Raw genomic sequence first — 21,754 nt, forward strand, 5'->3', positions numbered from 1 at the left:
CTTACCCCTGCAGCAGTTCCGGCAGCTTGCCAGACATTCCACGCGCCTCATCCATGAAGAAGCGCTTGAGGGTGGGCATGCGCTGGACCGCGCCCATGCCGAGGCGGCGCACCGCGCTCGGCAGCTTGCCGGGAATGCCGAACAGGCGCGTGAGGCTGTCCGTCACCGACATGACCATGAAGCTGTCGAGGCTGCGCCACTTCTCGTAGCGGGCCAGCAGTTGCGCGTCCCCCGGCTCAAGGCCGAGGCGCATGCCTTCGGTCAGCACTTCCACCAGCGCGCCAACATCGCGCAGGCCAAGGTTCAACCCCTGCCCGGCGATCGGATGCATCCCGTGCGCGGCATCGCCGATCACGGCGAGGCGCTGGTCGATGACCTTGGCGGCATGATGGAACTTCAACGGATAGCTCATGCGCGGGGCAGCGAGTTCGATCCCGCCCAAAACGCCATGCATGCGCGCGGCGACTTCGTTGACGAACATCGCATCGGTCATGGCGATCGCGCCCGCCGCATCCTTTTCCGCCACGGTCCAGACCAGCGCGCTGCGGTGGCGGCCCTGCTCGTCATCGAGCAGTGGCAGCAGCGCGAAGGGCCCGGCCGGATAGAAAATTTCCCACGCGGTGCCGTTATGCGGCTTTTCATGGAACAGCGCCGTCACCATGGCGCGGTGCCTGTAATCCCACTTCGCCATCGAGAAACCGGCGTCGTCGCGCGTGGGTGACTGGCGCCCTTCCGCCGCAACCAGCAACGAGGCGCGCAAAATCCGTCCGTCGCTCAGTTCCACTTCGACGCCGTGCGGGCCCCGGTCGCGGCGCACCGCCTCCGTCTTTACATGCCAGGCGATATTGGGCTCGTCCTTCGCCGCATCGAAAAGCGCGAGGCGCAGGTCGCGGTTGAAGAACATCCGGCCCAGCGAGCCTTCAGCGGGCTTGGGCGTGAAGTCGATCTGACCGGGCTTCATCCCGTCGGTGACGGCGATGGAATCGATCGCACAACCGAGCGGCGCAAGCCTGTCGCCCAACCCGATATTGGCGAAGAGATTCCAGCTTGCGGTCGAGATCGCCGAAGCGCGCCCGTCCGCGCCTTCGGCAACGAGGTCAGCCGGATCGGCACGGTCCACCACATGGCTGGTGATCCCTGCCCTGGCGGCTGCCAGCGCCAGCGTCATGCCGACGAGGCCGCCGCCCAGGATGATCAGATCGCGGGTTTCCCCCGCAGGCTTCGCAGTCGTATCCGAGTCGCTCATCGAGCGCAGGTATCGGCCTCCGAACCATCGATGTCGAGACATGTTCCGTCCCAGGTGCCCGCCGGTTCCTTCAGGCCGACAAGCGCGGCCAGGGTGGGCGCAATGTCCACGGTTTCGACCGGTGCGGGCTGTTCTTCGCCCGCCATGCCCTTGCGCCAGAACACGATCGGCACACGGCGGTCATAGTCCCATGGGCTGCCGTGCGTGGCGACATAGCCGGGCGCCGGATCGGCAACCCCCACCACGCCACGCCGGGTCATCATCAACACTTCGCCCGAACGCTCAGGATCAAACGACGCGCGCACGCGCTGGACCATCGTCCAGTCCTGCGGATCGCCCTGCGGCACGGGTACGGCCTTAAGTTCTTCCGCGGTATATACCGCCTCCACTTCGGGATTGGCCTTGAGCAGCGCCACCAGCGCACTGGTCACCTTCTTGCGCTGCTTCGCGGTCAGGCCGGCCCCCAGGTAGATGTCACCCGAACTGCCCGCCCCGTAAAGGAGCTTGCCTTCTGGCGCAGTGATACCGGTTGCTCTGGATACCGCGTCTGAGAGCGCGTCGTCCTTGAGATCCGCGCTGATGCGCTTCGCGGCGGCATAGCCCTCCTGATTGAGCCGCTCGGGGGCATCGAATCCACCATGGTCCGCACTGAGCACTACGGCATAGTCAATTCCGCGCGCATCGAGTGCGTCGAACAGCTTGCCAAGCGTGGCATCGAGCTGGGCGAGCTGAATGCACATTTCCACGCCCTCGTGCCCGAAGGCATGGCCGACACGGTCGGTCTGCGAAAAGCTGACCGAGAGTACATCGGGCACAGCGTCCTTGCCCATGCCCAGCTCGTCGACCATGCGGATCGCGAGATCTCCGGTCGCGGCATCGAGGCGCGGCCCGCCCGCATAGGTGCGGTAGTCCTCCGGTTTTAGCGGGAAGCGATAGGTGCCGATGGTGAAGTCCTTGACCTTCACCGCATGATCGACCGCGCCGCAGAATCCGGGAACCGGCAGGTCGCCGTCGCCGGCATCGACCAGTCTGGCCACGGCAGCATTCTCGACCTCGACGGCGGGTGAGATCTTGCGGTCCTCGAACGTGGTGAAGCCCTTGCCCTCGAACCAGTACACGGCGTCGGTGTCATGCCCACTCATCATCACCGCCGCACGGTCCTTGGCCGAAACGGCTGCGTTGATCGTGGCGGGATTGGCCTTCTTCATCAGGTCGCCCAGCGTGGGAGCCTTAAGGTGTTTCGGCGAGACGACCGGGTTCTTCGAAGTGCTGGCGGGGTTCGCCTCGTCCTCGACGCAGTAAACCTTCTTGTCCTTGCGGCCGATGCCGGGGACGTACCAGTTGTTCGCGACGATACCCGTGCGCGCGGGGTGGACGCCGGTCAGCAGCGTCGAGTGACCCGGACAGGTCTCGGTCGCCGCGTGCGACTGGTAGCCGCTGGGGAACACCGCGCCTTGCAGCAGCCGCTCGAAGCCTTTGGAGAAATGCGCGCGGTACTGCGCGAAGAGATCGGCCGAGAACTGGTCCACCGAAATGGCCACGATCAGCCGGGGCGGAGCGGCAGGCGTGCCGGCCTCGGCCGCCGGAGCAGCGGCAGGCGTCTCATCCGCCAGCGCCGGACTGGTAAAGGACAGCGCTGTGGCAAGGGCAATGAGCGGAAGGGCGAGACGCATTTGGGGGGAGTTCCTTGAATTGTCGGCGCAATGCAGGCAGATGCGTCGATGACCGGATCGCGCGACAAGCGCAAGAGCCCCCAACGCACGGAAGCTTGATGGATTTGCGCTGCTATCGCCCGTTTGTGGCACTCCTGTGTCAGATCTGCGCGTTGATTCTGTGGAGTCCGCAAGCGCTCGCGGCACCCAACCACATCGCCGCCGAACTGATCTCCGGCCCCATCACCAAACCGGGTGGCGAGACCACGCTGGCTATTCGCATGACGCCGGAAAAGGGGTGGCACGGCTACTGGGTCAATCCGGGTGATGCAGGCTTGGGAATGCAGCTCGACTGGACGCTGCCCGAAGGCGCGAAAGCGGGCGAGCCCGATTATCCGGTGCCGCAGACGCTGCTGGTGCAGGGCCTGATGAACCACGTCTACGAGAGCGAATATGCCGTTCTCGTACCCTTCACGGCACCCGCAAATGCCGTGCCGGGTAGCCGGTTGCCGGTGCGCGTAAAGGCGCAGTGGCTGGCCTGCACCGAGCAGATCTGCGTGCCCGAAAGCGCGGACCTCGCGGCCGAAGTGGCGGTCGGTTCGGCGCAACCGGGTGACGCCGCCCGTTTCGACAGCTGGCGCCAGCGCCTGCCCGCGCCGCTCGATGCCCCCGCCACGATGGCGCTGTCGGACAAGGCCCTGCGCCTCGCGATCCCCCTGCCTGCCTCGGTGGAACTGTCCTCCCCGCACGTCTTCATCCGCGAGGACAAGATCGTCGATTATGCCGCGCCGCAGGTCTTCACCCGCAAGGGCGACACGCTGCTGGTAACGATCCCGCGCGCAAAATTCGCGCCGCGCGGCGCGGAGCACATCGAAGGCGTGCTCAAGCTGGACGAACAAGGCAACGGTGTTTCTCTCACCGCGCGGCCTGGTGATGTGCCCGTGGGCGGCGTGCCGGTTTCAGGAGCGGAAGCGCCCGAACTGCCTGCCCTACCCTGGCTGCTGCTGGCGGCACTGGCGGGCGGACTGCTGCTCAATGTGATGCCCTGCGTGTTCCCGATCCTCAGCCTCAAGGCGCTCAGTCTCGCGCGCGCCGGGGAAAGCGAGGCCCATGCCCGGATCGAGGGTCTTGCCTACGCGGCGGGCGTGATCGTCGCATGCCTTGCGCTCGGCGGCGTGCTGCTGGCGCTGCGCGCGGGCGGAGAGCAGGTCGGCTGGGCCTTCCAATTGCAGGAGCCGCTGGTGGTCGTGGCGCTGTTCCTGCTGGCCACGGCGATCACCGCCAACCTGCTGGGGCTGTTCGAGTTCACCGTGCCCGGCTTCGTGGGCAGCGGTTCACCGCGCAGCTACACGCAGGGTGCGTTCGCGACGGGCCTGCTCGCCGCTTTCGTCGCCACGCCCTGCACCGGGCCGTTCATGGCCTCGGCGATGGGCGCAGCGCTGCTGCTGCCGGTACTGCCCGCGCTCGCCCTGTTCGCGGCGCTGGGGCTGGGCATTGCCCTGCCGTTCCTCGCCGTCGCCTTCGTGCCCGCGCTGCGCACGCGGCTGCCCAAACCCGGCGCATGGATGGTCAGGTTACGCCACTGGATGGCACTGCCGATGGGGCTGACCGCGCTCGCACTGGCGTGGCTGGTATGGAAGGTGGGCGGCGGGAACTTCGCCACAGTGGCGCTGGCCATCACGGTGGTCGTCATCATTCTGCTGGGATGGTCCGGCCGCCGCCAGCGCCGGGGACATGCCGCAGCCGTGCAGGCTGCCGGAGCGCTGCTGGTCGCCCTGGCGGGCTTGCTGCTGCTGCCAAAACCGGTCCCGCCCACCGCAAGCATCGAATCCATCCTCGACACCCGCCCCTTCAGCGAAGAGGCTCTGGCCAATGCCCGCGCCGCGGGCAAGCCGGTGTTCGTCTACATGACCGCCGACTGGTGCCTGACCTGCAAGGTGAACGAGGAAGTCGCCATCGAGCGTGCGGAGACAAAAGCGGCGTTCGAGAAAGCCGGTGTGGTCGTGCTGCGCGGCGACTGGACCCGACGCGATCCGGAAATCACCCGCTACCTTACCGCGCAGGGCGCCGCCGGGGTGCCGCTCTACATGTGGTACGCGAAGGACGGCAGGGCGGAACAACTGCCGCAGGTGCCGACGCCCGCGCTGCTTGCGGAGAAGGCGGGGGAATAGCCCCCCTGCTCCCATAAATCCAAACCGCTCACCCTAAGCCTGTCGAAGGGTGCCTCCCCCAGCGCTGCGCCAAGGTGCTTCGACAAGCTCAGCACGAGCGGGAACAGAGTTCGGCGACTTGCCCTTACTTCGGCAGCTCCGAAGCGATCTCCGGCACCTTTTCCAGTTGCGGGCGCACGCTGTCGAGCGGGCCGACGACGACCATGCTCATCTTGCCGATCGGCAGCTCGCGCTTGACCGCGGCCTGCAGATCGGCGGGCGTCAGCGCGCTGACCTTGCCGACATAGGCATTCATGTAGCCCGCGCCGAGTCCGAGCAGATCAAGCGTCGCCAGCGAGTTCGCCATGCCCTTGCGCGAGGCAAGGCCGATCACGAAAGTGCCGTTCATGTAATTCTTGATCCCCTGCACTTCGGCAGCCGTGGGCGGCTCGTCCTGCATGCGGCGGATTTCCTTGTAGATCTCGGTGATCGCAGGACCGGTGGAGGCGGCCGTGACCGCCGCGCTTTCGGCCCACGATGCACCTTCGACGCGATCGGACAGGCTCGCATGGGGCGAATAGGTATAGCCCTTGTCCTCGCGGATGTTGCGGGTAATGCGCGAGGAGAAATAGCCGCCGAGCAGCGTGTTGGCGGCCTTGAAATCCACATCGGCACCAGGCTTGTCCACGCGCTGGCCCATCATCACCATCGACTGCGGCGCGCCGGGCCGGTCGATCAGTATCACCCTGGGCGCGGTATTGACTGGAGACGGCAGCGCGGTCGGCGCTGCGCCGGCCATCCAGCCGCCAAACGCGTTTTCGATCGCCGCGCGCACGGCGCCCTCATCAAAACGCCCGACGACATAGAAATGCGTGCGCGCCGCGCCGAAATTCGCCGCATGGAATCCCTTGACCTGATCGAGCGTATAGCCCGCAAGCTGCTTCTGCGTCGGGAACACGCGGCCATAGGGATGATCGGGATAGATCACGGACGCGAAGGCATCTTCTGCAATCGAGTCCGGCGTCGACTTCGCCACCGAGAGGTTGCGCAACAGATCGGCGCGCACTTTCTCGAGTTCTCCGGCCTTGAGGTCCGGACGCTGCAGCAGGTCGGCAATCAGCCCGATCGCCTGCGGAGCATCCTCGCTCAACACGTCCATCGCGGCCGTGGTGAGATTGAGCCCGGTCGAGAGCGACAGGCTGCCACCCATGCCCGCCGCCAGATCGGCCAGTTGCGAGGCGTCGCGCCCGCCAGCGCCCTTCTGCATCAGCGCGCCGGTCATGTCGGCGAGCCAGACGTTCGCGCCGTCGTCGATGTTGCCGGTATAGACGCCCGCCAGGATCGTCGCCTTGGGCACATTGCCATAAGGAATGAGCGTGACCTGCATCCCGTTGGGCAGAGCATAAGCCGTCATCTGCGGCAGCGTGAACGGACGCGGCGCAGCGGGGGCCGGAGGCGCTTCCCTGGCCGCGACGGCATCTGGCACGGCAGCGATGCCCATGGCGAGAGCGGCGGTCGCAGTGGCGAAAGCCAGGATCATCTTCATCGTCTCGCCTCCCTTACTTGCCGGCATCCGCCGCGGGCTTGCCGGGCTTCAGATCGATGATCGAGCGGTTGGTCGGGCGCAGGTATTCCTGCGCCGTCTTGCGGATCAGTTCGGGCGTGACCTTGCCGATCTCCTGCTCCAGCCGGTTGATCCGTCCGGGATCGTCGTCGAACAGCGCGAAGGCAGCCAGCAGGTTGACCCGTCCCAGACGGTTGCCGTCACCCAGCATGTCGTAAAGCCTGGAGCGGGCCTTGGTCTTGGCCCGTTCGAGTTCGGCAGGGCTGATGAGATTGGTCTGCAGGTCCTTCACGATGCCGTCGATATCGCCAAGGATCGTATCGTCGCTGACATCGGGGCTGTGAACGATCATGCCCGACCACAGCATGGGTCCGTTGTAGTCGTAATTGTTACCCAGCGGCCAGTTGATGCCGCCATCGACGCTTCCGCCATACCCCTTCTCGTTGACCAGAACCTTGGTGAAACGGCTGTCGTTGCCCTGCATCAGCATCAGGTCGATCAGGGTCATCGCGGTCCATTCGGGCGTGCCCTTGGGCGGCACGTGATAGGCCCAGGCGAGCGCGGGCTGCGGCGCCAGCGGATCGGTCTTTTCGATGCGCTTCTGCTCGGTCTGGCGCGGCTCGGAAATGTCGGGCCGCGTGATCTTGGCCGCCGCGGGGATGGCACCGAAATACTGGTTCACCCAGCCCATGACGTGCTGCGGATCGACGTCGCCCGCCACCACCAGCACCGCATTGTTCGGCGCGTAGTACTGCTTGAAGAACGCCTGCACATCGCTCAGCGTCGCCGCGTCGATCTCCTTGAGGTCACCGTAGAAGTTGTGCGCATTGTACCAGTTCGAATTGGCCAGTTGCGGCAGGTCGAGCCAGGGGAACCCTCCATAGGGCTGGTTGAGGACGTTCACCTTGACCTCGTTCTTCACGACTTCCTGCTGGTTGGTGAGGTTTGCCTGGGTAATATCCAGACCCTTCATCCGATCCGCCTCGGCCCACAGGAAAGTCTCGGTCGTGTTGCTGGGGACGACTTCGTAGTAATTGGTGAAGTCGAACCGGGTCGATCCGTTGAGCACGCCGCCGTTCCTGTTGACGAGGCCGATGAACTCGGCCTTGCCCAGGTTCTGCGAGCCCTGGAACATCATGTGTTCGAACAGGTGCGCGAATCCGGTGCGATCCCTGGGCTCGATGCGGAAACCGATGCCGTAATAGACGCCGATCGTCGTCGTCGGCACCGAGTGATCGGGCGAGATCACCACTTTCAGGCCATTGGCGAGCTTGTGATATTCGACAGGCACATGCACGGCGGCGGGTGCACTGCTCTTCGCCGGAGGTTCCGCCGCAAAAGCAGCGTGGGGGGCAATGGCGAGGGCGAGCAGGGGCGCAGCTAAGAGGGCCGCACGCTTCAGTCTGCCGTGCTGGATCATGTCGATAGGGGCTCCCGGACAGTTCCGTGGAACGGGAGACCGGCGCCCCCCGCGTTGGATCGCGGAAGCGTAGAACCCGCCCGGATTGAACAGGATGTTAATCGACGAACCGCCCGATACCATCGACCAATGGCATCAAGGTCGCACAGCCCGCCGGTATCGTCCGGCAATCACAGAATATCGGCAACCCCTTCAAGGCTTTCCCGCAGCTTGCCCAGCGCCTGCGCCTTGAGCTGGTGCACGCGTGGGATCGAGACCTGCAGGACTTCGGCGATTTCCGCCAGGTTCAATTCCTCGACGAAGTAGAGCTGCACTACCAGCTTCAGGCGGTCAGGCAGATCGGTGATGGCGTCGATCACCGCGCCGCGCAATTCCTCGTCGGCCATGATCGAGAAGCTGTCAGGCATGTCGTCGGCGAAGGACATGCTCTGGTCAGAATAGACCTCGTCGATGGAATCGAAACGCAGCGGCTGGCTGGAATCACGCAGCGCAGCGAGATCCTGAATGGGCAAACCCATCGCGTCGGCCAGTTCCTGCGGATGCGGATCCCGGCCCAGTTCGCCGCGCAGCTCCGTCTCCTTTTCCGCCAGCAAGCGGCGGCGCTCGGCGGCCCCGCGCGACATCGGCACGGTTCTGCGGATCAGATCTACCATGGCCCCGCGCACGCGCATCTTGGCATAGGCGGCAAAGCCATCCTCTGTCGGCCCGGAATGCTTCTGCGCGCATTCAGTCAGCGCGACCAGGCCCGCCTGGACCAGATCTTCCAATTCGATGCCCGGCCTGCCAGTACCGTGAACATGCCAGGCCAATCGCCTGACCATCGGCAGGAACCGCCTGACACGGTCGGCTACGTCCCCCTGATAGGCCCCGGCGATCCGATTGGGGCGGCCAGCGGGAAGAGGAGTGGCGTGTGCCATTGTGAAAGCACCTTGTTCTTGTTTCATGCAGCCATGCTCTCTGCTTGGTCTTGATAGTCGTTTCTGGCGGAATCGGGGTGCGGCAGGCCCTGCTGCTGATTGACGGCGGGCGCCGCACCAATGACGTCGACAACCTCGATCGGCTGCGTCGGCGGCAACTCGGCAATCGAGATCACAAGGCACGAGGGCGCGCGCAGCCGCAGCAGGGCGGACAGCGCCCGGCGCGCCGCCGGCTGAACGACCAGCGTCAGCGGAATCGCCCCCGGGCCTCGGGCCTCGGACAATTCGGAAATGCGTTCGCCGATCATGCGGGCGAGATCCGGCTCGATGACCGGCTGACCGGTGACAGGATCGCGCATGCCCTGGACGATCGCGCTTTCGAGGCCGGCATCGAGCGTGATGACGGCAAGCCGCGCGTTCGGCGGGCAGACCCGGCCGACGATGAGCCCGCCGAGATCGGCCCGGACCAGCTCTATCAGACGGTCGTGGTCGGTCGTCTGCTGGACCGCCCGCGACAGGCTCGCGAGGATCGGCAACGGATGGGTGATCGGAATGTGATCTTCCAGCAGCGTGCGCAGCACACGGGTAAGCGCGGCAAGCGAAAGCGGTTGCGGATGGACTGTCTCGACAAGGCCGGCCGAGTTGACCTTGAGCGATTCGAGCAGCGCCTTGACCTGGTCGGGGCCGAGCAGGTCCTGCGGGCTTTCGCTCAGCAGCTGGTTGAGGTGCGTGGCGATGACGGTGCCGGGATCGACCGTAAGGAAGCCCTCGGCCGTCGCGTGATCGCGGGCGGCAGGTTCGATCCACAGCGCCGGGCAGCCGAAGCTGGGATCGCGCCCGGCCTCGCCCCGGATGGTGTGGTTCTGGCGCACTTCACCGGTATCGATCGCCAGCACCTTGTCCGGACGGATGGTGCTGCCGCCGAGATTCACGCCGCCCAGCACGACGCGGTATTCGTAGGGTGGCATGTCCAGCGCATCACGGACGCGGAACTGCGGGACGATGAAGCCGAAGGCCTGGCTGAGCTGCTTGCGCACGCCCGTGATCCGGGTGACCAGCGGCGAGCCGCGCCGTTCGTCGACCAGCTGCACGAGGCCATAGCCCAGTTCGATGGTCACCAGCGTGTGATCGGACACGTCGTCCAGATCGATCCTGGCCGGATCGACTACGGGTTCCGGCTCTGGTTCCGGGATAGCGGCCACCACGGCCCGCTTGCGCAAGGTGTTCCACAGCCAGAAGGCCAACCCCGAAGCGGGCAGGAACACAGTCTGCGGCATCGCCGGGATCATGCCGATCGCCCCGAGCACGACGGCCACCGGCAGCCAGGTGCCGGGCGCGGCGAACTGGCCGCCGATCTGGCCGGCAAGGTCGCGGCTGTCGGACACGCGGGTGACGATTACGGCGGCAGCGATCGAAAGCAGCAGCGAGGGAACCTGTGCGACCAGCGCGTCGCCGATCGCCAGCGTAATGTAGGTCTGCGCGGCATCGCCCGCCGACAGACCGTGGCTGATCATGCCGAGGCAGAAACCGGCAACGATATTGACGCCCAGGATCAGCAGGGCAGCAATCGCGTCACCCTTCACGAACTTCGACGAACCGTCCATCGAGCCGTAGAAGTCGGCCTCGGTCGCCACTTCGCGGCGGCGGGCCTTGGCTTCCTCGGCGGTCATCAGGCCGGCTGCAAGGTCGGCGTCGATCGCCATCTGCTTGCCCGGCAAGGCATCGAGAGTGAAGCGCGCGGACACTTCGGACACGCGGCCCGCACCCTTGGTGACGACGACCAGGTTGATGATGACGAGGATCAGGAAGACGAAGATGCCGACCGCGAAATTGCCGCCGATCAGGAACTCACCGAAGCTCTCGATGACCTTGCCCGCCGCCTCGCCGCCTTCGTGGCCATGCACAAGCACGACGCGCGTGGAAGCCACGTTGAGCGCGAGGCGCAGCAATGTCGCGAACAGCAGAACGGACGGGAACGAGGAGAAGTCCAGCGGCTTTTCGGCGTTCATCGCGGCCATCAGCACCGCTACAGAAAGCGCGATGTTCATGACGAAGGAGACGTCGAGCACGAAGGCCGGCACCGGCACGATCATCAGGACGATGAGAACCAGAATGCCTGCCGGCAGCGCGATGGCGCCGGGATCGCTGATACGGTTGAACAGATTCACAGGTTGAACCTCGCGAGCTTGGCGTAGGCATCACGCACCCGCGCGGGAACGGCGTCCGGGGAGGAGCCGAATGTGCCTTGCAGCGTTTGCGCCATCGAGAGCGTGCTCACAGCCGGAGCCTTCGGCGCGGAGCCCAGTCCGGCGTGGAATTCGCGGGCGATCGGCCCCATCGGCGGTTGCCAGCTGGCGCCGGCCGTCCCGTTGATTTCGTTGGAAGCGGTCTGGACGCCTTGCGCCGGGCTCATACTCGCCCAGTAGGCGGCATCGCCGCCTTCCATGGCGCCTGCAACCCTGCCGCGCATAAGGTCCATGACGGCGCCGACGCTGCGGGGGCTGCCGCCCGAATAGAATATGCCATGATTGGCGGCGGCCGCCTTCGGCAAGATCGCCGCCGCGCTCTGCGAGGGATCGGTCTGCAGTGCCGACAGGAATTTGCTGGCCCCGGCAATGCCGAGGAAGTGCGCCATATAGAGTTCGGCGGCATCGGGCTCGCGGCCCAATTGGGTGGTGAGTTCCGCCTTGTTGTCGCTGGCCAGTTCCGCGGCCATCATCGACGAGACATCGGCATTGTAGCGCAGTCCCATGACTTGCGCGCGCGTGCCCGGATCGCTGATCCGGCCACCCTGGATCACGCTGTTGACCCAGTCCATCCCGTGTTCGGTGCCGTGGCGGCCCAGCGTCTCAAGCCAGGTGCCCTGCGTAAACTGATAGAGTCCGGCAGCGCTCGAAGTCGAAGCGCGGGCCCCCGGATCGAGGCTCGATTCCAGCTTGGCCTGCGCGAGCAGGTACTGGAAGTCTATCCCGGTCTTTTCGGACGCACGGGCGATGGCGGCGCGCGTCTGCGCCCCCCCGGCCGCAGCGGCGCCGCCAATCCCGTTGTAGATCTGTCCTTCGCTCAATTCCGGCTCCCGGTACAAAAGTTACCGGAACCCGTTTAAGCAAAGGGCGTGCCAAATGCGTTCAGATCAGGCCCTGGCACCGGCGACAGCATACGTCGCCCCTGCCCGATACAGCTGTGGACCACCCATCATGGCGTCGAGGCGCCGCGAAACATTGGCCGCGATGATGTTGCGAACCTGCCGGTTTACCTCATTCAGGCGGCGTGCAGTGTCCAGCATGCCCCGGCATTCCTCATCGAGCTGTACAGGCTCGACGCCATCCAGAGTTCCGCAAAGGCGGTTCTTGTCATTGGACGCGCCGACGATCTTATCGAGATCCAGCCCGGCAAGCGCCTGCCGCTCTTCTTCCAGAACGGCAAGCATCTGCCGGAGGGTATCACGAAGATCGGAACAGGGCATTACTTCGGGCTCCTCAGCAGCACGCCGGCTGCGATCATGGCGTCGGCAATCTTGGCCGGGATCAGCGGATAGGATCCGGATTCCACAGCCTTGCGGACTGTCTCTACGCGATCGGTATCGACCGGCGCCGCGCCCGGGTTGAGCGCGTCGGAGGTTTCAACCGCCGTGCTGGCAGTTGTGCTCGTATTCTTGCTTGTCGTGCGGTTGGCAGTGGCCCCGTTCGCACCGGGCAACGCTTCACCGCCCGCCGCGCGGGCTAACCGTGCATCAATCGCGCTGGCAGCGCGTGCAGGTCCCACTTCGATAGGTGGCATGATGCCGCTCCTTAAAAGTTCCTGACCTTGAGAACGGCACTTTACAGAACTTTTTAATGGGGGCGGCAAAAAACTGCCAAATTGCGGCAAACAATAAAAATCCGCCGCCTTACGGCAGCGGCAGGACGACCAGTCCAGGGCGTTCGATACGGGCTCGCATCGGCTCTGTGCGGACATTGCCCGCAGACGCCGGCCTGACTCGTATCCAGGCGCCGACTGGCCCGGATTCCATAGCTTCGCCCGGTTGAGAAACGGTAAACCCGTCGCCGGATATGGCGATCGCAACAGCATCGCCGCGGTTGACGGCATCAGGCAAGGACACCGGTGCCGCAGCGGCAACAGCCGCCGGACGACGAACCGGCACGAACAGGCGCCAGCCGTTCACATCACCACATTGCACTACGACACTGTCCTGCAGCGAGGTGCGCCACGACAGCGCAAGGCCATTGCGGCACGGCTGCAGGCGCAAGCGCCGGTCGACCGGAGTCAATGCGCCACCGGTCTCACCAATCGTCGCGCCCGTGAACGCGGCGACCTGGCGATCAATCACGTCGAGATCGGCGAAAGCTCCGGAAGCCGCCGCAGCGGCAAGGAGAACGAGGCTGGGAGTCATGGCATGGATTTCCCGTCAATTGAACTTGCCAAAAATTAAGCAAGCATCATGCCATTTTAGCGACCAGCTTTACGACCCATCTGCCCCTCGTAAGGCGAATCGTAGGCGAGAACGGCGCGCACCCCCCCTTCGCCCGGTTCCACGACAATCCGCGCGGCCTGGCCCTGAGCCCCTGCTTCGGCCAGCAGGTGCTCCGCATCGGCAAGTGCACGCGACTGCGCTCCGCCTTCCGGCCCGTAGCGCGCGGTAATGGTCAATTGCTGGCGCGGATCCGCGGCCTGATCGTGCAGCCACTGCGCGAGCGGCGGCGCCCCCGGCGCAGCGACATAGACGGAAAGTGGCTCGGTCTGCGGCGATGGCGCCGCTGACGCCGGGCCGGAGGGAGCCTTGACCGGCAGCCTGGGCGACTGGTGACTGACGGCGGCGGCTGTGGCCATGAACAGGATCAGCGACAAATCGGCAAGCGAAGTCTGCCAGCTCTGCCCGGCGCGAAGGCTCATCGCGCCTGCCCTGCCACGGCCTTGTGCTTGATCACGGTTGCGGTAGCCGCGGGCGGCAAAGCTTGAGCGACCTGCTGCTCAAGCCAGTCCAGCACCCGCTGACGCGCCTTTTCCTCATCCGAGGCGCGGCGCGCCACCGCGCGCGCAAGCGGGGCGAAGAAGAGATTGCCGAGCAAAAGCCCATAAAGAGTGGTGAGCACCGCCATGGAAATGGCCGCCGTAAAGCTCCCGTCCGCGCCCTCCCCGCCAGGAAGCTGACTGAGCGAAACGAGAGTGCCGGCCAGACCGAACACGGGGGCCAGATCAGCCGCCTGGGTCAGCGTGCGCACCGCGCGCAAGGCATTCCGGTTACGCTCGCGCTTGTGCTCCAGATGGGTCCGATGGAGACTGGCAATCGAGCGCGTGCCGATCAGGGCATCGGTCGCCTCGTCAATTTCGACGTCGCCGAAAAAGCGTGGTTCGGTGCGGATCACACCATTCTTCTGCATGCCGCGGACGTGCACGGCCAGTTCGGAACGCACACGCGCGGCATCGAAGCTGGTCCGTCCGAGCCCCGTCAGCGCAGCGAGCGCCGCACGCGTATCGCCGATCCCGCAGCGCAGGACCGTGGCCATGCACGTCCCACCCACAACGATCAGGGCACTGGTCGCATCGAACAGGTTTTGCGGCTGCATCGGTGCAGATCTCCTTCGGCTTCCAGAACGGCAGGCGCCGGCGGATTTGAAGCGCGGAGGCGCATATTTGCCGCACCCCGGCAAACTCTTGCCGCTCTCGCTGCCTGTGGCGTGCCGAAACTGCCGAAACCCCGCAAAAACAGGCCAATCCGGGTTTTGGCACGCCACTTGCTATTAAGTCCGCTGGTAAACGTAGGACACGAGAGAAATGCCCGATCTTTTCGGAATCAATGGCAAGGCTCTGGAATTGCGCTCGCAGCGCATGGGCCTGCTTGCCTCCAATATCGCCAATGCGGGCACCCCCGGCTACAAGGCGAAGGACATTGATTTCACCGCTGCGCTCAAGGCCGCCGAGGGCGGGACCGACGTCTCGACCGCGGCCGACCGCTCGACGCTCTACCGGACGCCGGTCATGCCTTCACTCGACGGCAACACGGTCGAACTGCAGAACGAGCAGGTCGCCTTCTCCGAAAACGCCGTCGGCTACTCCGCCACACTGCAGTTCATCCGCGCCCGCGTGGATACCGTGACCCGGGCCCTGAAGGGAGACTGACGATGTCCGATCAACCCATGACCCTGTTCGGCCTCGCGCAGCGCGGCATGTCCGCCCAGCTGGTTCGCATGAACGCCGCAGCGTCGAACCTGGCCAACGCCGGAACCGTCTCGGGCAGCGAAGAGGCGGCCTACAAGCCGATCCGCGCCGTCTTCGCCGAAGACCTCGACCGTGCCAGCGGTCTGGCCTCGGTCGATGTGCAGGGCGTTGTGCGCGAAAGCGCTACAGCCGTGCGCCAGCACAGTCCCGATCACCCGCTCGCCGACGAAAACGGCGACGTCTGGGTCGCTCCCGTCGATGAGAACGCGGAGATGGTCGAGATGCTCGAAGCCTCGCGCCAGTACCAGAACCTGGTCGAGGCCATGTCCACCGCCAAGCAGCTCATGCTCGATACGATGAGGATGAAATGACCGTCACTTCCGTAACCTCGACCAGCTCGACGACGAGTTCCTCGTCCACGGCCAAGTCTTCGCTCTCCGCGCTCGATTCGGGCGATTTCCTGAAGCTCATGCTTGCCCAGATGCAGCAGCAGGACCCGACCAATCCGGTCGATCAGAAGGAAATGCTCGCTCAGATGGCGCAGTTCTCGCAGCTGTCCTCCACGACCGAGATGGCCGATACGCTCAGCACGATCTCGGCGCAGCTCGACAATGTCGTTGCCGCACAGACCGCAACGCAGGACGCCATCGCGTCGCTCGCCAGCAGTCTGTCGTCAGGCTCCGCAGCCTCGACGGACGCCACCGATACGCAGGCCGCGGCCTGATTCTCTTCCAGGAGTATTGCCCCGATGTCTTTCTACACATCTCTCAGTGGTCTCAAGAGCGCCCAGACCGACCTCAGTGTCATTTCGAACAATATCGCCAACTCGGAAACCGGCGGCTTCAAGAAGAGCAACACTGCCTTCTCCGACATCATCGCCGCCTCGGCCAATTCCAACCCGAACACCACGTTCGGCGTCGGTTCGAGCGTTGCCAAGATCACGCAGGATTTCACGCTGGGCCCGATCGAACAGACCGGCAATGCGCTTGACATCGCAGTGAACGGCGAAGGCTTCTTCACTGTCGTCAACCCGCTTTCCGGCGATACCCAGTACACCCGCAACGGCGCCTTCACGGTCGATGGCCAGGGCTACATCACCAACGCCCAGGGCTCGCAGCTGCAGGTCTACCCGGTCGACTCTACCGGCGCGATCAGCAGCACCACTCTGCAGGCGGTGCAGATCCCTTCGACCAACGCCGCTGGAGCAGACTACTCGGGCGTCTCGGTTGGCGAGAACGGCGAAGTCGTTGCCACCTACTCAGATGGCACCAGTGACACGCTGGGAGTCGTCGCCCTCGCCCACTTCATCGCGCCGACCGGGCTCAAGCAGCTCGGCAACGCCACCTGGGCCGCAACCGGCACCTCGGGCGTCGCGACCTATGGCCAGCCCGGCTCGAACAGCTACGGCAGCCTGCTGTCCGGCGCACTGGAGCGCTCGAACGTCGACATTGCCGAGGAACTCGTCTCGCTGATCACCGCGCAGCGCAACTTCCAGGCGAACGCCAAGGCGATCGATACCGCCACCCAGATCTCGCAGACCATCATCAACCTGCGGACCTGACGGACAACGCTGGGGGGCTAACCGATGGACCGTCTGATCTACACCGCCGTTTCGGGCATGAACGCGTCGCTCAACCAGCAGCGCGTGATTGCCAGCAACATGGCCAATGCCCAGACCACCGGCTTCAAGGCCGAGATTCTGCAGGCAACGCCCATGACGCTGGAAGGCCCGCAACTGGATGTGCGGGCAATGTCCAGCACCGAGGTGAAAAGCGCCTCGATGAAGGACGGCGAGATCAACCAGACCGGTTACGCTCTCGACATCGCGATGCAGGGCGACGCCATGCTCGCAGTTCAGGCCCCCGACGGGCAGGAAAGCTACAGCCGGCGCGGCGACCTTTCGGTTACCGTGACCGGCGTGCTCCAGAATGGCGAAAGCCTGCCGGTCATCGGCAACAACGGCCCGATTACCGTACCGCCCGGCTCGAACGTGACGATCGCGCCGGACGGCAATGTGATGATCACCGATCCGGCCAACCCGGACCAGCCGGCGCAGGCCATCGACCGGATCAAGCTGGTGAGCACCACCGGCACGCAGATCGCCAAGGACCTCGACGGACAGTTCCGCGTCAAGGGCGGGGGTGTCCTGCCGGTCGACGAGAACGCCCGGGTCATTTCCGGAGCCCTCGAGGAATCCAACGTCAATATATCCGAAGTACTGGTCCAGATGATCTCGGCCCAGCGCCTCTTCGATATGCGAACCAAGCTCGTCCAGACCGCAGGCCAGCTCGACGAAGCTGGCGCCCGTCTCATGCGCGTCGATAGCTGAGGAACAAGAAACAATGCCCAGTTCAGCACTCCAGGTCGCCCGTACCGGTCTCGAAGCCCAGGACACGCGCATGCGCGTGATCTCCAACAACCTTGCGAACGTTTCCACCACGGCCTTCAAGCGCGATCGTGCCAACTTCGCGACGCTCGCCTACCAGGATGCCCGCGTGGCCGGCGCACAGTCATCGACCGAGACCGCATACGCCACGGGTCTGAACCTCGGCACCGGCGTTGGCGTCCAGTCGACCACGCGCATGGAAACACAGGGTTCGCTGAACTCCACCGGCAATTCGCTCGACCTCGCGCTCGACGGCGACGGCTATTTTCAGGTGCAGCTTCCCGGCGGCCAGCTTGGCTATACCCGCGCCGGCAACTTCACCCGTTCGTCCGATGGGCAGCTGGTGACCGCGCAAGGCTATGTAGTCCAGCCGCCGATCTCCATTCCCGAAGGCACGACCACCATCACGATTTCCGATGATGGCATCGTTTCGGCTCAGGTCTCCGGACAGTCCGATACCACGCAGCTGGGCCAGATAACGATCGCCAGCTTCACCAACCCGGCCGCGCTGCAGGCAGCTTCAGACAACTTCATGCTGGAAACGGCTGCGAGCGGTCCGGCACAGATCGGCATCGCCGGACAGGGCGGGCGCGGCAACATCAAGCAGGGCATGCTCGAGGGCTCGAACGTGAACATCGTCGAGGAGCTGGTCGACATGATCGAGACCCAGCGCGCCTACGAGATCAACTCGAAGATGATCTCGGCCGTCGACGAAATGCTCAAGAACGCCAACCAGACGCTGTAAGGACCATGAGCAGGACATTCACCCCTTGCGCCGCGGCGCTTCTCGCGATGACCATGGCGGCGGCGGCCCCGACGCCTGCGCTCGCGAAGAAAAAGCCCAGGGTCACCGGCTTCGAGCCCACGCTGCCAATAGCCCAGCCCGCGCAGCAGCAGACCGCGACCGGCGGAATCTTCAACGTCTCGGCGGGCTATGCGCCGCTCTACACCGGCACCCGCGCAGCACGCGTAGGCGATCCTGTAACGATCCTGCTGGTCGAAAGCACCACCGCTGCCAAGTCGGTGACGTCCAAGAATTCCAAGGGCGGCAGCGCCTCGATCACACCGCCGACGTCGGGCCCGCTGTCCTTCCTGAACCCCGATGCCCTTAAAGCCAGCTCGACTTCGTCGTTCAACGGTGGGGGAAATGCGGCCCAGACGAGCACACTCGCCTCGACGCTTTCCGTCACCATTGCGGAGGTTCGTCCCAACGGCACCGCGCTTGTCAGAGGGGAAAAGCAGATGCTGCTCAGCCAGGGAGATGAATGGATCCGGTTTTCCGGCATCATTCGCCTGGCCGACATCGACCAGGAGAACACCCTGTCGTCGAACCGCGTTGCCGATGCCCGCATCGAATACAGCGGCAAGGGCGCGCTGCAGCAGTCGAGCAAACAGGGCTGGCTTGGCCGGTTCTTCAACATGATCTCGCCTTTCTGATGGTGACCGCAATGATCCGCCGCTTCCTCCTTTCGCTTGCAGCACTCGCCGCCGCCGTCGCCGCCACCCTTCCGGGTGCGGCCATGGCCGAGCGCGTGCGCGATCTGGGCCAGTTCCAGGGCGTGCGTTCGAACCAGCTCACCGGCTACGGCATCGTCGTCGGCCTGCCGGGCACGGGCGACGACAACCTCGAATACCTGACGCAGGCGATGAAGGGCGTCTCGGGCCGCATGGGCCTGACCCTGCCTGCAGGCGTCGCGCCGAACCTGAAGAACGCGGCGGCTGTCATGATCACCGCTGACCTTCCCGCTTTCGCCAAGCCGGGCCAGCGCATCGACGTGACCGTCTCCACCATTGGCAAGGCCAAGTCGCTCCGTGGCGGCGCGCTGATCCTGTCTCCGCTCTACGGCGCCGATGGCCAGGTCTACGCGATGGCCCAGGGCAACCTCGCCGTGGGCGGTCTCGGCATCTCCGGGCGGGACGGCTCCAACCTGACCGTCAACATCCCGACCGTCGGCCGCATCGCCGACGGCGCCAGCGTCGAACGCGCGGTCGCCACCGGTTTCGACAACAACCCGGTGCTGCGCTGGAACCTGTTCGACGCCGACTTCCTTACTGCCGCGCGCGTCCGCGATGCGATCAACACCCGCCTGCCGGGCACTGCCACCGTCGAGGACGGTGTCACGCTGGCCCTGACCCTGCCGCTCGACCCCAACACCCGCGCCAGCGTGATGGCCGCGATCGAGATGATCAATGTCGATCCGGCCGAAACGCCGGCCCGCGTGATCGTCAACAGCCGCACCGGGACCGTCGTGATCAACTCGGCCGTACGCCTGTCCCCCGCTGCCATCAGCCATGGCAAGCTGACCGTGCGCGTCGATGAGAACCCGACCGTCGTCCAGCCGGCACCGTTCAGCAGGGGGCAGACCGCGGTCGAACAGAACTCGACGCTGACGGCCGACGAAGAGAAGCGATCTGTGGCGATGTTCCAGGGCGGCGCTTCGCTGTCCAAGGTGGTTGATGCCCTCAACATGCTGGGCGTCACGCCGTCGGATCTGGTCGCGATCCTCGAGGCACTCAAGCAGGCCGGCGCCCTCAAGGCGGAAATGGTGGTGATATGAGCACGATCACCAACACTCTCGCGGGCATGAACATGTCCGCCGGCACCACCGACCGCGAAAAGCTAAAGGCCGTTGCCAAGCAGTTTGAAGCGGTCTTCATGCGTCAGATGCTGTCGGCCGCACGCAAGGCCGACTTCGGCGGCGACAAGCTGTTCAGCAGCCAAGCGCTCGACACCTTCAACCAGATGCAGGACGAGCATTTCGCCGACGTGACCGCGCAGAGCGGCACGCTCGGCTTTGCGACCATCATCGAGGCGCAGATGGCGCGGTTCCTGCCCGCGCAGTCCTCAGACCAGACGAGCACCGACGCTGCTGCCACCATCACCGGCACGGCCACCGGAACCGGAGACAGCTAAGCCATGGCCGCGGACCTCCTCACAATTGCCAGTTCGGGCGCGCGCGCTGCCAAGGCCGCACTCGACGTCACGGCGAACAACATTTCGAACGCATCGTCGGAAGGGTATGTTCGCCGCAGCGTCACCGTCACCGAACTGGGCGTCAACTCGGTCAGCACCTCGCCGACCGAAATCAACCTGGCCGGCGTGCGCGTCGCCAGCGTGGTCCGCAACGCCGATACCTTCCGTCAGTCCGAGGTCCGCCGCACCGGCGCCGACGCCGCGCGCGCGGACGCCGAAGTGCAGGGCCTGGAGAACATCGAAGCCGCCGTCGAGCAGACCGGCGTCTACGATTCGATCGTCAACTTCGAGGCAGCCCTTCAGCAGCTGGTCTCCGACCCAACCGACGGCGCCCTTCGCGCTTCAGTGGTCGAGCAAGGCCGCAGTATGGCCGACACCTTCAATGTCACCGCGTCCAGCCTCCAGGCCGTGGGTGACGGGCTGCGTTTCGAAGCGCAGTCAGGCGTCGATAGCGTCAACAGCATCACTGCCGAACTGGCCCGCGTGAACCTGCGCCTCGCCCGTTCATCGGATGCGTCGAGCGACCAGACCGCCCTGCTGGACCAGCGCGATCTGTTGCTGCAAAACCTCAGCGACCAGATGGGCATCTCGACCAGCTTCGGCACGAATGGTGTCGTCACCGTCACGCTGGGCGATTCCTCGGGCCCGACCCTGGTCACGGGCGGCACCGGCTCGACACTGGCAATGACCACTGCCAGCGACGGAACGATTTCCTTCACCCTGGACAATGCTGCAGCAACGATCGATTCAGGGGCCCTGGCTGGCAAGAGCCAGGCCCTGACCCAGCTTGCCACTACAAACGACCAACTCGACGCGCTCGCCGCGAAGATCATCGACACCGTCAACGCCGCGCAGGCAAGCGGCGTCGATCTCGATGGCAATACGGGTACGGCGCTGTTCAGCGGCACCGGCGCAGCCGACATGGCCATGATCGCAACCGGCGGCGACGCGGTCGCCACTGCAGCGGCGGGCAGCGCTGCGAACAGCCGCGACGCGACCAATCTCACCGCGCTCCGCGACGCGCTCAGCTCGGCAGATCCCGCCGGTGACATGAACACAATTCTGTTCGGCATTTCCAGCGCGGTCGCCGGGCGCACCCTGACGCGCGACGCTCTCGCTTCGATCGCCAGCTCCGCCAAGGTCGCGCTTCAGGCTCAGGCCGGGGTCGATCTCGATCAGGAAGCCGTACACCTGTTGCGCTACCAGCAGGCATTCCAGGCTTCGGGCCGGGTGATGCAGGTGGCTTCCGATATCTTCAACACCATCCTAGGCATCAAGTAGGCTCG

23 protein-coding genes are annotated in these 21,754 nt (G+C 65.1%); 11 read left to right on the forward strand and 12 right to left on the reverse strand.

Translation table 11 applies throughout. From position 1 onward, the window contains the following. Position 1: 1 nt before the first annotated feature. Positions 2 to 1,246, reverse strand: a complete 1,245-nt coding sequence (locus MTR64_RS06595; protein ID WP_243992047.1) for an FAD-dependent monooxygenase — start codon at positions 1,244 to 1,246, stop codon at positions 2 to 4. Further along, a complete protein-coding gene (locus MTR64_RS06600) occupies positions 1,243 to 2,919 on the reverse strand; it encodes an alkaline phosphatase family protein (RefSeq protein ID WP_243992049.1) in 1,677 nt (558 codons plus the stop codon). Before MTR64_RS06600 ends, MTR64_RS06595 begins: the two co-directional genes overlap by 4 nt. A 98-nt stretch (positions 2,920 to 3,017) precedes the next feature. On the opposite strand from MTR64_RS06600, the gene MTR64_RS06605 reads away from it, so the two are divergent. After that, positions 3,018 to 5,069, forward strand: coding sequence for a protein-disulfide reductase DsbD family protein (locus MTR64_RS06605; protein WP_243992051.1), 2,052 nt, complete (start codon positions 3,018 to 3,020; stop codon positions 5,067 to 5,069). A 124-nt stretch (positions 5,070 to 5,193) separates the two neighbouring features. On the opposite strand, the gene MTR64_RS06610 is transcribed toward MTR64_RS06605, so the two are convergent. The 10 genes from MTR64_RS06610 to MTR64_RS06655 all read right to left on the reverse strand — a co-directional run bounded on the left by MTR64_RS06610 (position 5,194) and on the right by MTR64_RS06655 (position 14,516). Then, positions 5,194 to 6,594 carry a M16 family metallopeptidase gene (locus MTR64_RS06610; RefSeq protein ID WP_243992053.1) on the reverse strand — a complete coding sequence of 467 codons (1,401 nt, stop codon included), beginning with the start codon at positions 6,592 to 6,594 and terminating at the stop codon, positions 5,194 to 5,196. A gap of 13 nt (positions 6,595 to 6,607) precedes the next feature. Next, positions 6,608 to 8,032, reverse strand: a complete 1,425-nt coding sequence (locus tag MTR64_RS06615) for a M16 family metallopeptidase (RefSeq protein WP_243992056.1) — start codon at positions 8,030 to 8,032, stop codon at positions 6,608 to 6,610. Between the two features lie 170 nt (positions 8,033 to 8,202). Then, on the reverse strand, positions 8,203 to 8,949 hold the full coding sequence (locus MTR64_RS06620) for a sigma-70 family RNA polymerase sigma factor (RefSeq protein ID WP_243992058.1): 747 nt from the start codon (positions 8,947 to 8,949) through the stop codon (positions 8,203 to 8,205). Between the two features lie 23 nt (positions 8,950 to 8,972). After that, positions 8,973 to 11,042 carry a flagellar biosynthesis protein FlhA gene (locus tag MTR64_RS06625; protein ID WP_419144925.1) on the reverse strand — a complete coding sequence of 690 codons (2,070 nt, stop codon included), beginning with the start codon at positions 11,040 to 11,042 and terminating at the stop codon, positions 8,973 to 8,975. 71 nt (positions 11,043 to 11,113) lie between these two features. Continuing rightward, complete coding sequence (locus tag MTR64_RS06630) at positions 11,114 to 11,989, reverse strand: lytic transglycosylase domain-containing protein (protein WP_419144926.1); 876 nt, start codon at positions 11,987 to 11,989, stop codon at positions 11,114 to 11,116. Positions 11,990 to 12,082: 93 nt separating this feature from the next. Next, the gene (locus MTR64_RS06635; protein WP_243992064.1) at positions 12,083 to 12,379 is read right to left on the reverse strand and encodes a flagellar protein FlgN; all 297 of its coding nucleotides are present in this window, start codon (positions 12,377 to 12,379) and stop codon (positions 12,083 to 12,085) included. Between the two features lie 35 nt (positions 12,380 to 12,414). Next, positions 12,415 to 12,729: a flagellar biosynthesis anti-sigma factor FlgM gene (locus MTR64_RS06640; RefSeq protein WP_243992066.1), complete on the reverse strand. Its 315-nt coding sequence runs from the start codon at positions 12,727 to 12,729 to the stop codon at positions 12,415 to 12,417. 109 nt (positions 12,730 to 12,838) lie between these two features. Next, on the reverse strand, positions 12,839 to 13,342 hold the full coding sequence (locus tag MTR64_RS06645) for a flagella basal body P-ring formation protein FlgA (RefSeq protein ID WP_243992068.1): 504 nt from the start codon (positions 13,340 to 13,342) through the stop codon (positions 12,839 to 12,841). 56 nt (positions 13,343 to 13,398) lie between these two features. Continuing rightward, positions 13,399 to 13,842: a hypothetical protein gene (locus tag MTR64_RS06650; protein WP_243992070.1), complete on the reverse strand. Its 444-nt coding sequence runs from the start codon at positions 13,840 to 13,842 to the stop codon at positions 13,399 to 13,401. Further along, entirely contained in the window at positions 13,839 to 14,516 is a 678-nt protein-coding gene (locus MTR64_RS06655; protein WP_243992072.1) for a MotA/TolQ/ExbB proton channel family protein, read from the reverse strand. Before MTR64_RS06655 ends, MTR64_RS06650 begins: the two co-directional genes overlap by 4 nt. Positions 14,517 to 14,724: 208 nt before the next feature. Between MTR64_RS06655 and flgB the strand changes: the two genes are divergently transcribed. From flgB to flgK, 10 genes are read left to right on the forward strand one after another with little or no spacing between them, the layout of a single operon-like run. Continuing rightward, positions 14,725 to 15,069 (forward strand): flagellar basal body rod protein FlgB, encoded by a 345-nt coding sequence (flgB, locus tag MTR64_RS06660; protein ID WP_243992074.1) that lies wholly within the window; start codon positions 14,725 to 14,727, stop codon positions 15,067 to 15,069. 2 nt (positions 15,070 to 15,071) lie between these two features. After that, positions 15,072 to 15,479 carry a flagellar basal body rod protein FlgC gene (gene flgC, locus MTR64_RS06665; protein WP_243992077.1) on the forward strand — a complete coding sequence of 136 codons (408 nt, stop codon included), beginning with the start codon at positions 15,072 to 15,074 and terminating at the stop codon, positions 15,477 to 15,479. Continuing rightward, complete coding sequence (locus MTR64_RS06670) at positions 15,476 to 15,832, forward strand: flagellar hook capping FlgD N-terminal domain-containing protein (protein ID WP_243992079.1); 357 nt, start codon at positions 15,476 to 15,478, stop codon at positions 15,830 to 15,832. The genes flgC and MTR64_RS06670 overlap by 4 nt, the downstream gene beginning before the upstream one ends. A gap of 24 nt (positions 15,833 to 15,856) precedes the next feature. Next, positions 15,857 to 16,669: a flagellar hook-basal body complex protein gene (locus tag MTR64_RS06675; RefSeq protein ID WP_243992081.1), complete on the forward strand. Its 813-nt coding sequence runs from the start codon at positions 15,857 to 15,859 to the stop codon at positions 16,667 to 16,669. A gap of 24 nt (positions 16,670 to 16,693) precedes the next feature. Next, positions 16,694 to 17,437 (forward strand): flagellar basal body rod protein FlgF, encoded by a 744-nt coding sequence (locus MTR64_RS06680; protein WP_243992083.1) that lies wholly within the window; start codon positions 16,694 to 16,696, stop codon positions 17,435 to 17,437. Positions 17,438 to 17,450: 13 nt separating this feature from the next. Then, positions 17,451 to 18,239 (forward strand): flagellar basal-body rod protein FlgG, encoded by a 789-nt coding sequence (gene flgG / locus MTR64_RS06685; protein WP_243992085.1) that lies wholly within the window; start codon positions 17,451 to 17,453, stop codon positions 18,237 to 18,239. A gap of 5 nt (positions 18,240 to 18,244) precedes the next feature. Next, positions 18,245 to 18,931 (forward strand): flagellar basal body L-ring protein FlgH, encoded by a 687-nt coding sequence (locus MTR64_RS06690; RefSeq protein WP_243992086.1) that lies wholly within the window; start codon positions 18,245 to 18,247, stop codon positions 18,929 to 18,931. After that, on the forward strand, positions 18,931 to 20,052 hold the full coding sequence (locus MTR64_RS06695; protein ID WP_243992087.1) for a flagellar basal body P-ring protein FlgI: 1,122 nt from the start codon (positions 18,931 to 18,933) through the stop codon (positions 20,050 to 20,052). The genes MTR64_RS06690 and MTR64_RS06695 overlap by 1 nt, the downstream gene beginning before the upstream one ends. Further along, positions 20,049 to 20,408 (forward strand): rod-binding protein, encoded by a 360-nt coding sequence (locus tag MTR64_RS06700; RefSeq protein ID WP_243992088.1) that lies wholly within the window; start codon positions 20,049 to 20,051, stop codon positions 20,406 to 20,408. The genes MTR64_RS06695 and MTR64_RS06700 overlap by 4 nt, the downstream gene beginning before the upstream one ends. A gap of 3 nt (positions 20,409 to 20,411) precedes the next feature. Then, complete coding sequence (flgK, locus tag MTR64_RS06705; RefSeq protein WP_243992089.1) at positions 20,412 to 21,749, forward strand: flagellar hook-associated protein FlgK; 1,338 nt, start codon at positions 20,412 to 20,414, stop codon at positions 21,747 to 21,749. Positions 21,750 to 21,754: the final 5 nt, after the last annotated feature.

Source organism: Novosphingobium album (ex Hu et al. 2023) (assembly GCF_022832385.1).
Taxonomy (GTDB): Bacteria; Pseudomonadota; Alphaproteobacteria; order Sphingomonadales; family Sphingomonadaceae; genus Novosphingobium; species Novosphingobium album.

Excerpts from the sequence above, each read along its gene's own strand:
- MTR64_RS06595 (WP_243992047.1), bottom strand. The coding sequence starts at position 1,246 with ATGAGCGACTCGGATACGACTGCGAAGCCTGCGGGGGAAACCCGCGAT.
- MTR64_RS06600 (WP_243992049.1), bottom strand. The coding sequence starts at position 2,919 with ATGCGTCTCGCCCTTCCGCTCATTGCCCTTGCCACAGCGCTGTCCTTT.
- MTR64_RS06605 (WP_243992051.1), top strand. The coding sequence starts at position 3,018 with ATGGATTTGCGCTGCTATCGCCCGTTTGTGGCACTCCTGTGTCAGATC.
- MTR64_RS06610 (WP_243992053.1), bottom strand. The coding sequence starts at position 6,594 with ATGAAGATGATCCTGGCTTTCGCCACTGCGACCGCCGCTCTCGCCATG.
- MTR64_RS06615 (WP_243992056.1), bottom strand. The coding sequence starts at position 8,032 with ATGATCCAGCACGGCAGACTGAAGCGTGCGGCCCTCTTAGCTGCGCCC.
- MTR64_RS06620 (WP_243992058.1), bottom strand. The coding sequence starts at position 8,949 with ATGGCACACGCCACTCCTCTTCCCGCTGGCCGCCCCAATCGGATCGCC.
- MTR64_RS06625 (WP_419144925.1), bottom strand. The coding sequence starts at position 11,042 with ATGATCGTGCCGGTGCCGGCCTTCGTGCTCGACGTCTCCTTCGTCATG.
- MTR64_RS06635 (WP_243992064.1), bottom strand. The coding sequence starts at position 12,379 with ATGCTTGCCGTTCTGGAAGAAGAGCGGCAGGCGCTTGCCGGGCTGGAT.
- MTR64_RS06640 (WP_243992066.1), bottom strand. The coding sequence starts at position 12,729 with ATGCCACCTATCGAAGTGGGACCTGCACGCGCTGCCAGCGCGATTGAT.
- MTR64_RS06645 (WP_243992068.1), bottom strand. The coding sequence starts at position 13,342 with ATGACTCCCAGCCTCGTTCTCCTTGCCGCTGCGGCGGCTTCCGGAGCT.
- MTR64_RS06650 (WP_243992070.1), bottom strand. The coding sequence starts at position 13,842 with ATGAGCCTTCGCGCCGGGCAGAGCTGGCAGACTTCGCTTGCCGATTTG.
- MTR64_RS06655 (WP_243992072.1), bottom strand. The coding sequence starts at position 14,516 with ATGCAGCCGCAAAACCTGTTCGATGCGACCAGTGCCCTGATCGTTGTG.
- flgB (WP_243992074.1), top strand. The coding sequence starts at position 14,725 with ATGCCCGATCTTTTCGGAATCAATGGCAAGGCTCTGGAATTGCGCTCG.
- flgC (WP_243992077.1), top strand. The coding sequence starts at position 15,072 with ATGTCCGATCAACCCATGACCCTGTTCGGCCTCGCGCAGCGCGGCATG.
- MTR64_RS06670 (WP_243992079.1), top strand. The coding sequence starts at position 15,476 with ATGACCGTCACTTCCGTAACCTCGACCAGCTCGACGACGAGTTCCTCG.
- MTR64_RS06675 (WP_243992081.1), top strand. The coding sequence starts at position 15,857 with ATGTCTTTCTACACATCTCTCAGTGGTCTCAAGAGCGCCCAGACCGAC.
- MTR64_RS06680 (WP_243992083.1), top strand. The coding sequence starts at position 16,694 with ATGGACCGTCTGATCTACACCGCCGTTTCGGGCATGAACGCGTCGCTC.
- flgG (WP_243992085.1), top strand. The coding sequence starts at position 17,451 with ATGCCCAGTTCAGCACTCCAGGTCGCCCGTACCGGTCTCGAAGCCCAG.
- MTR64_RS06690 (WP_243992086.1), top strand. The coding sequence starts at position 18,245 with ATGAGCAGGACATTCACCCCTTGCGCCGCGGCGCTTCTCGCGATGACC.
- MTR64_RS06695 (WP_243992087.1), top strand. The coding sequence starts at position 18,931 with ATGGTGACCGCAATGATCCGCCGCTTCCTCCTTTCGCTTGCAGCACTC.
- MTR64_RS06700 (WP_243992088.1), top strand. The coding sequence starts at position 20,049 with ATGAGCACGATCACCAACACTCTCGCGGGCATGAACATGTCCGCCGGC.
- flgK (WP_243992089.1), top strand. The coding sequence starts at position 20,412 with ATGGCCGCGGACCTCCTCACAATTGCCAGTTCGGGCGCGCGCGCTGCC.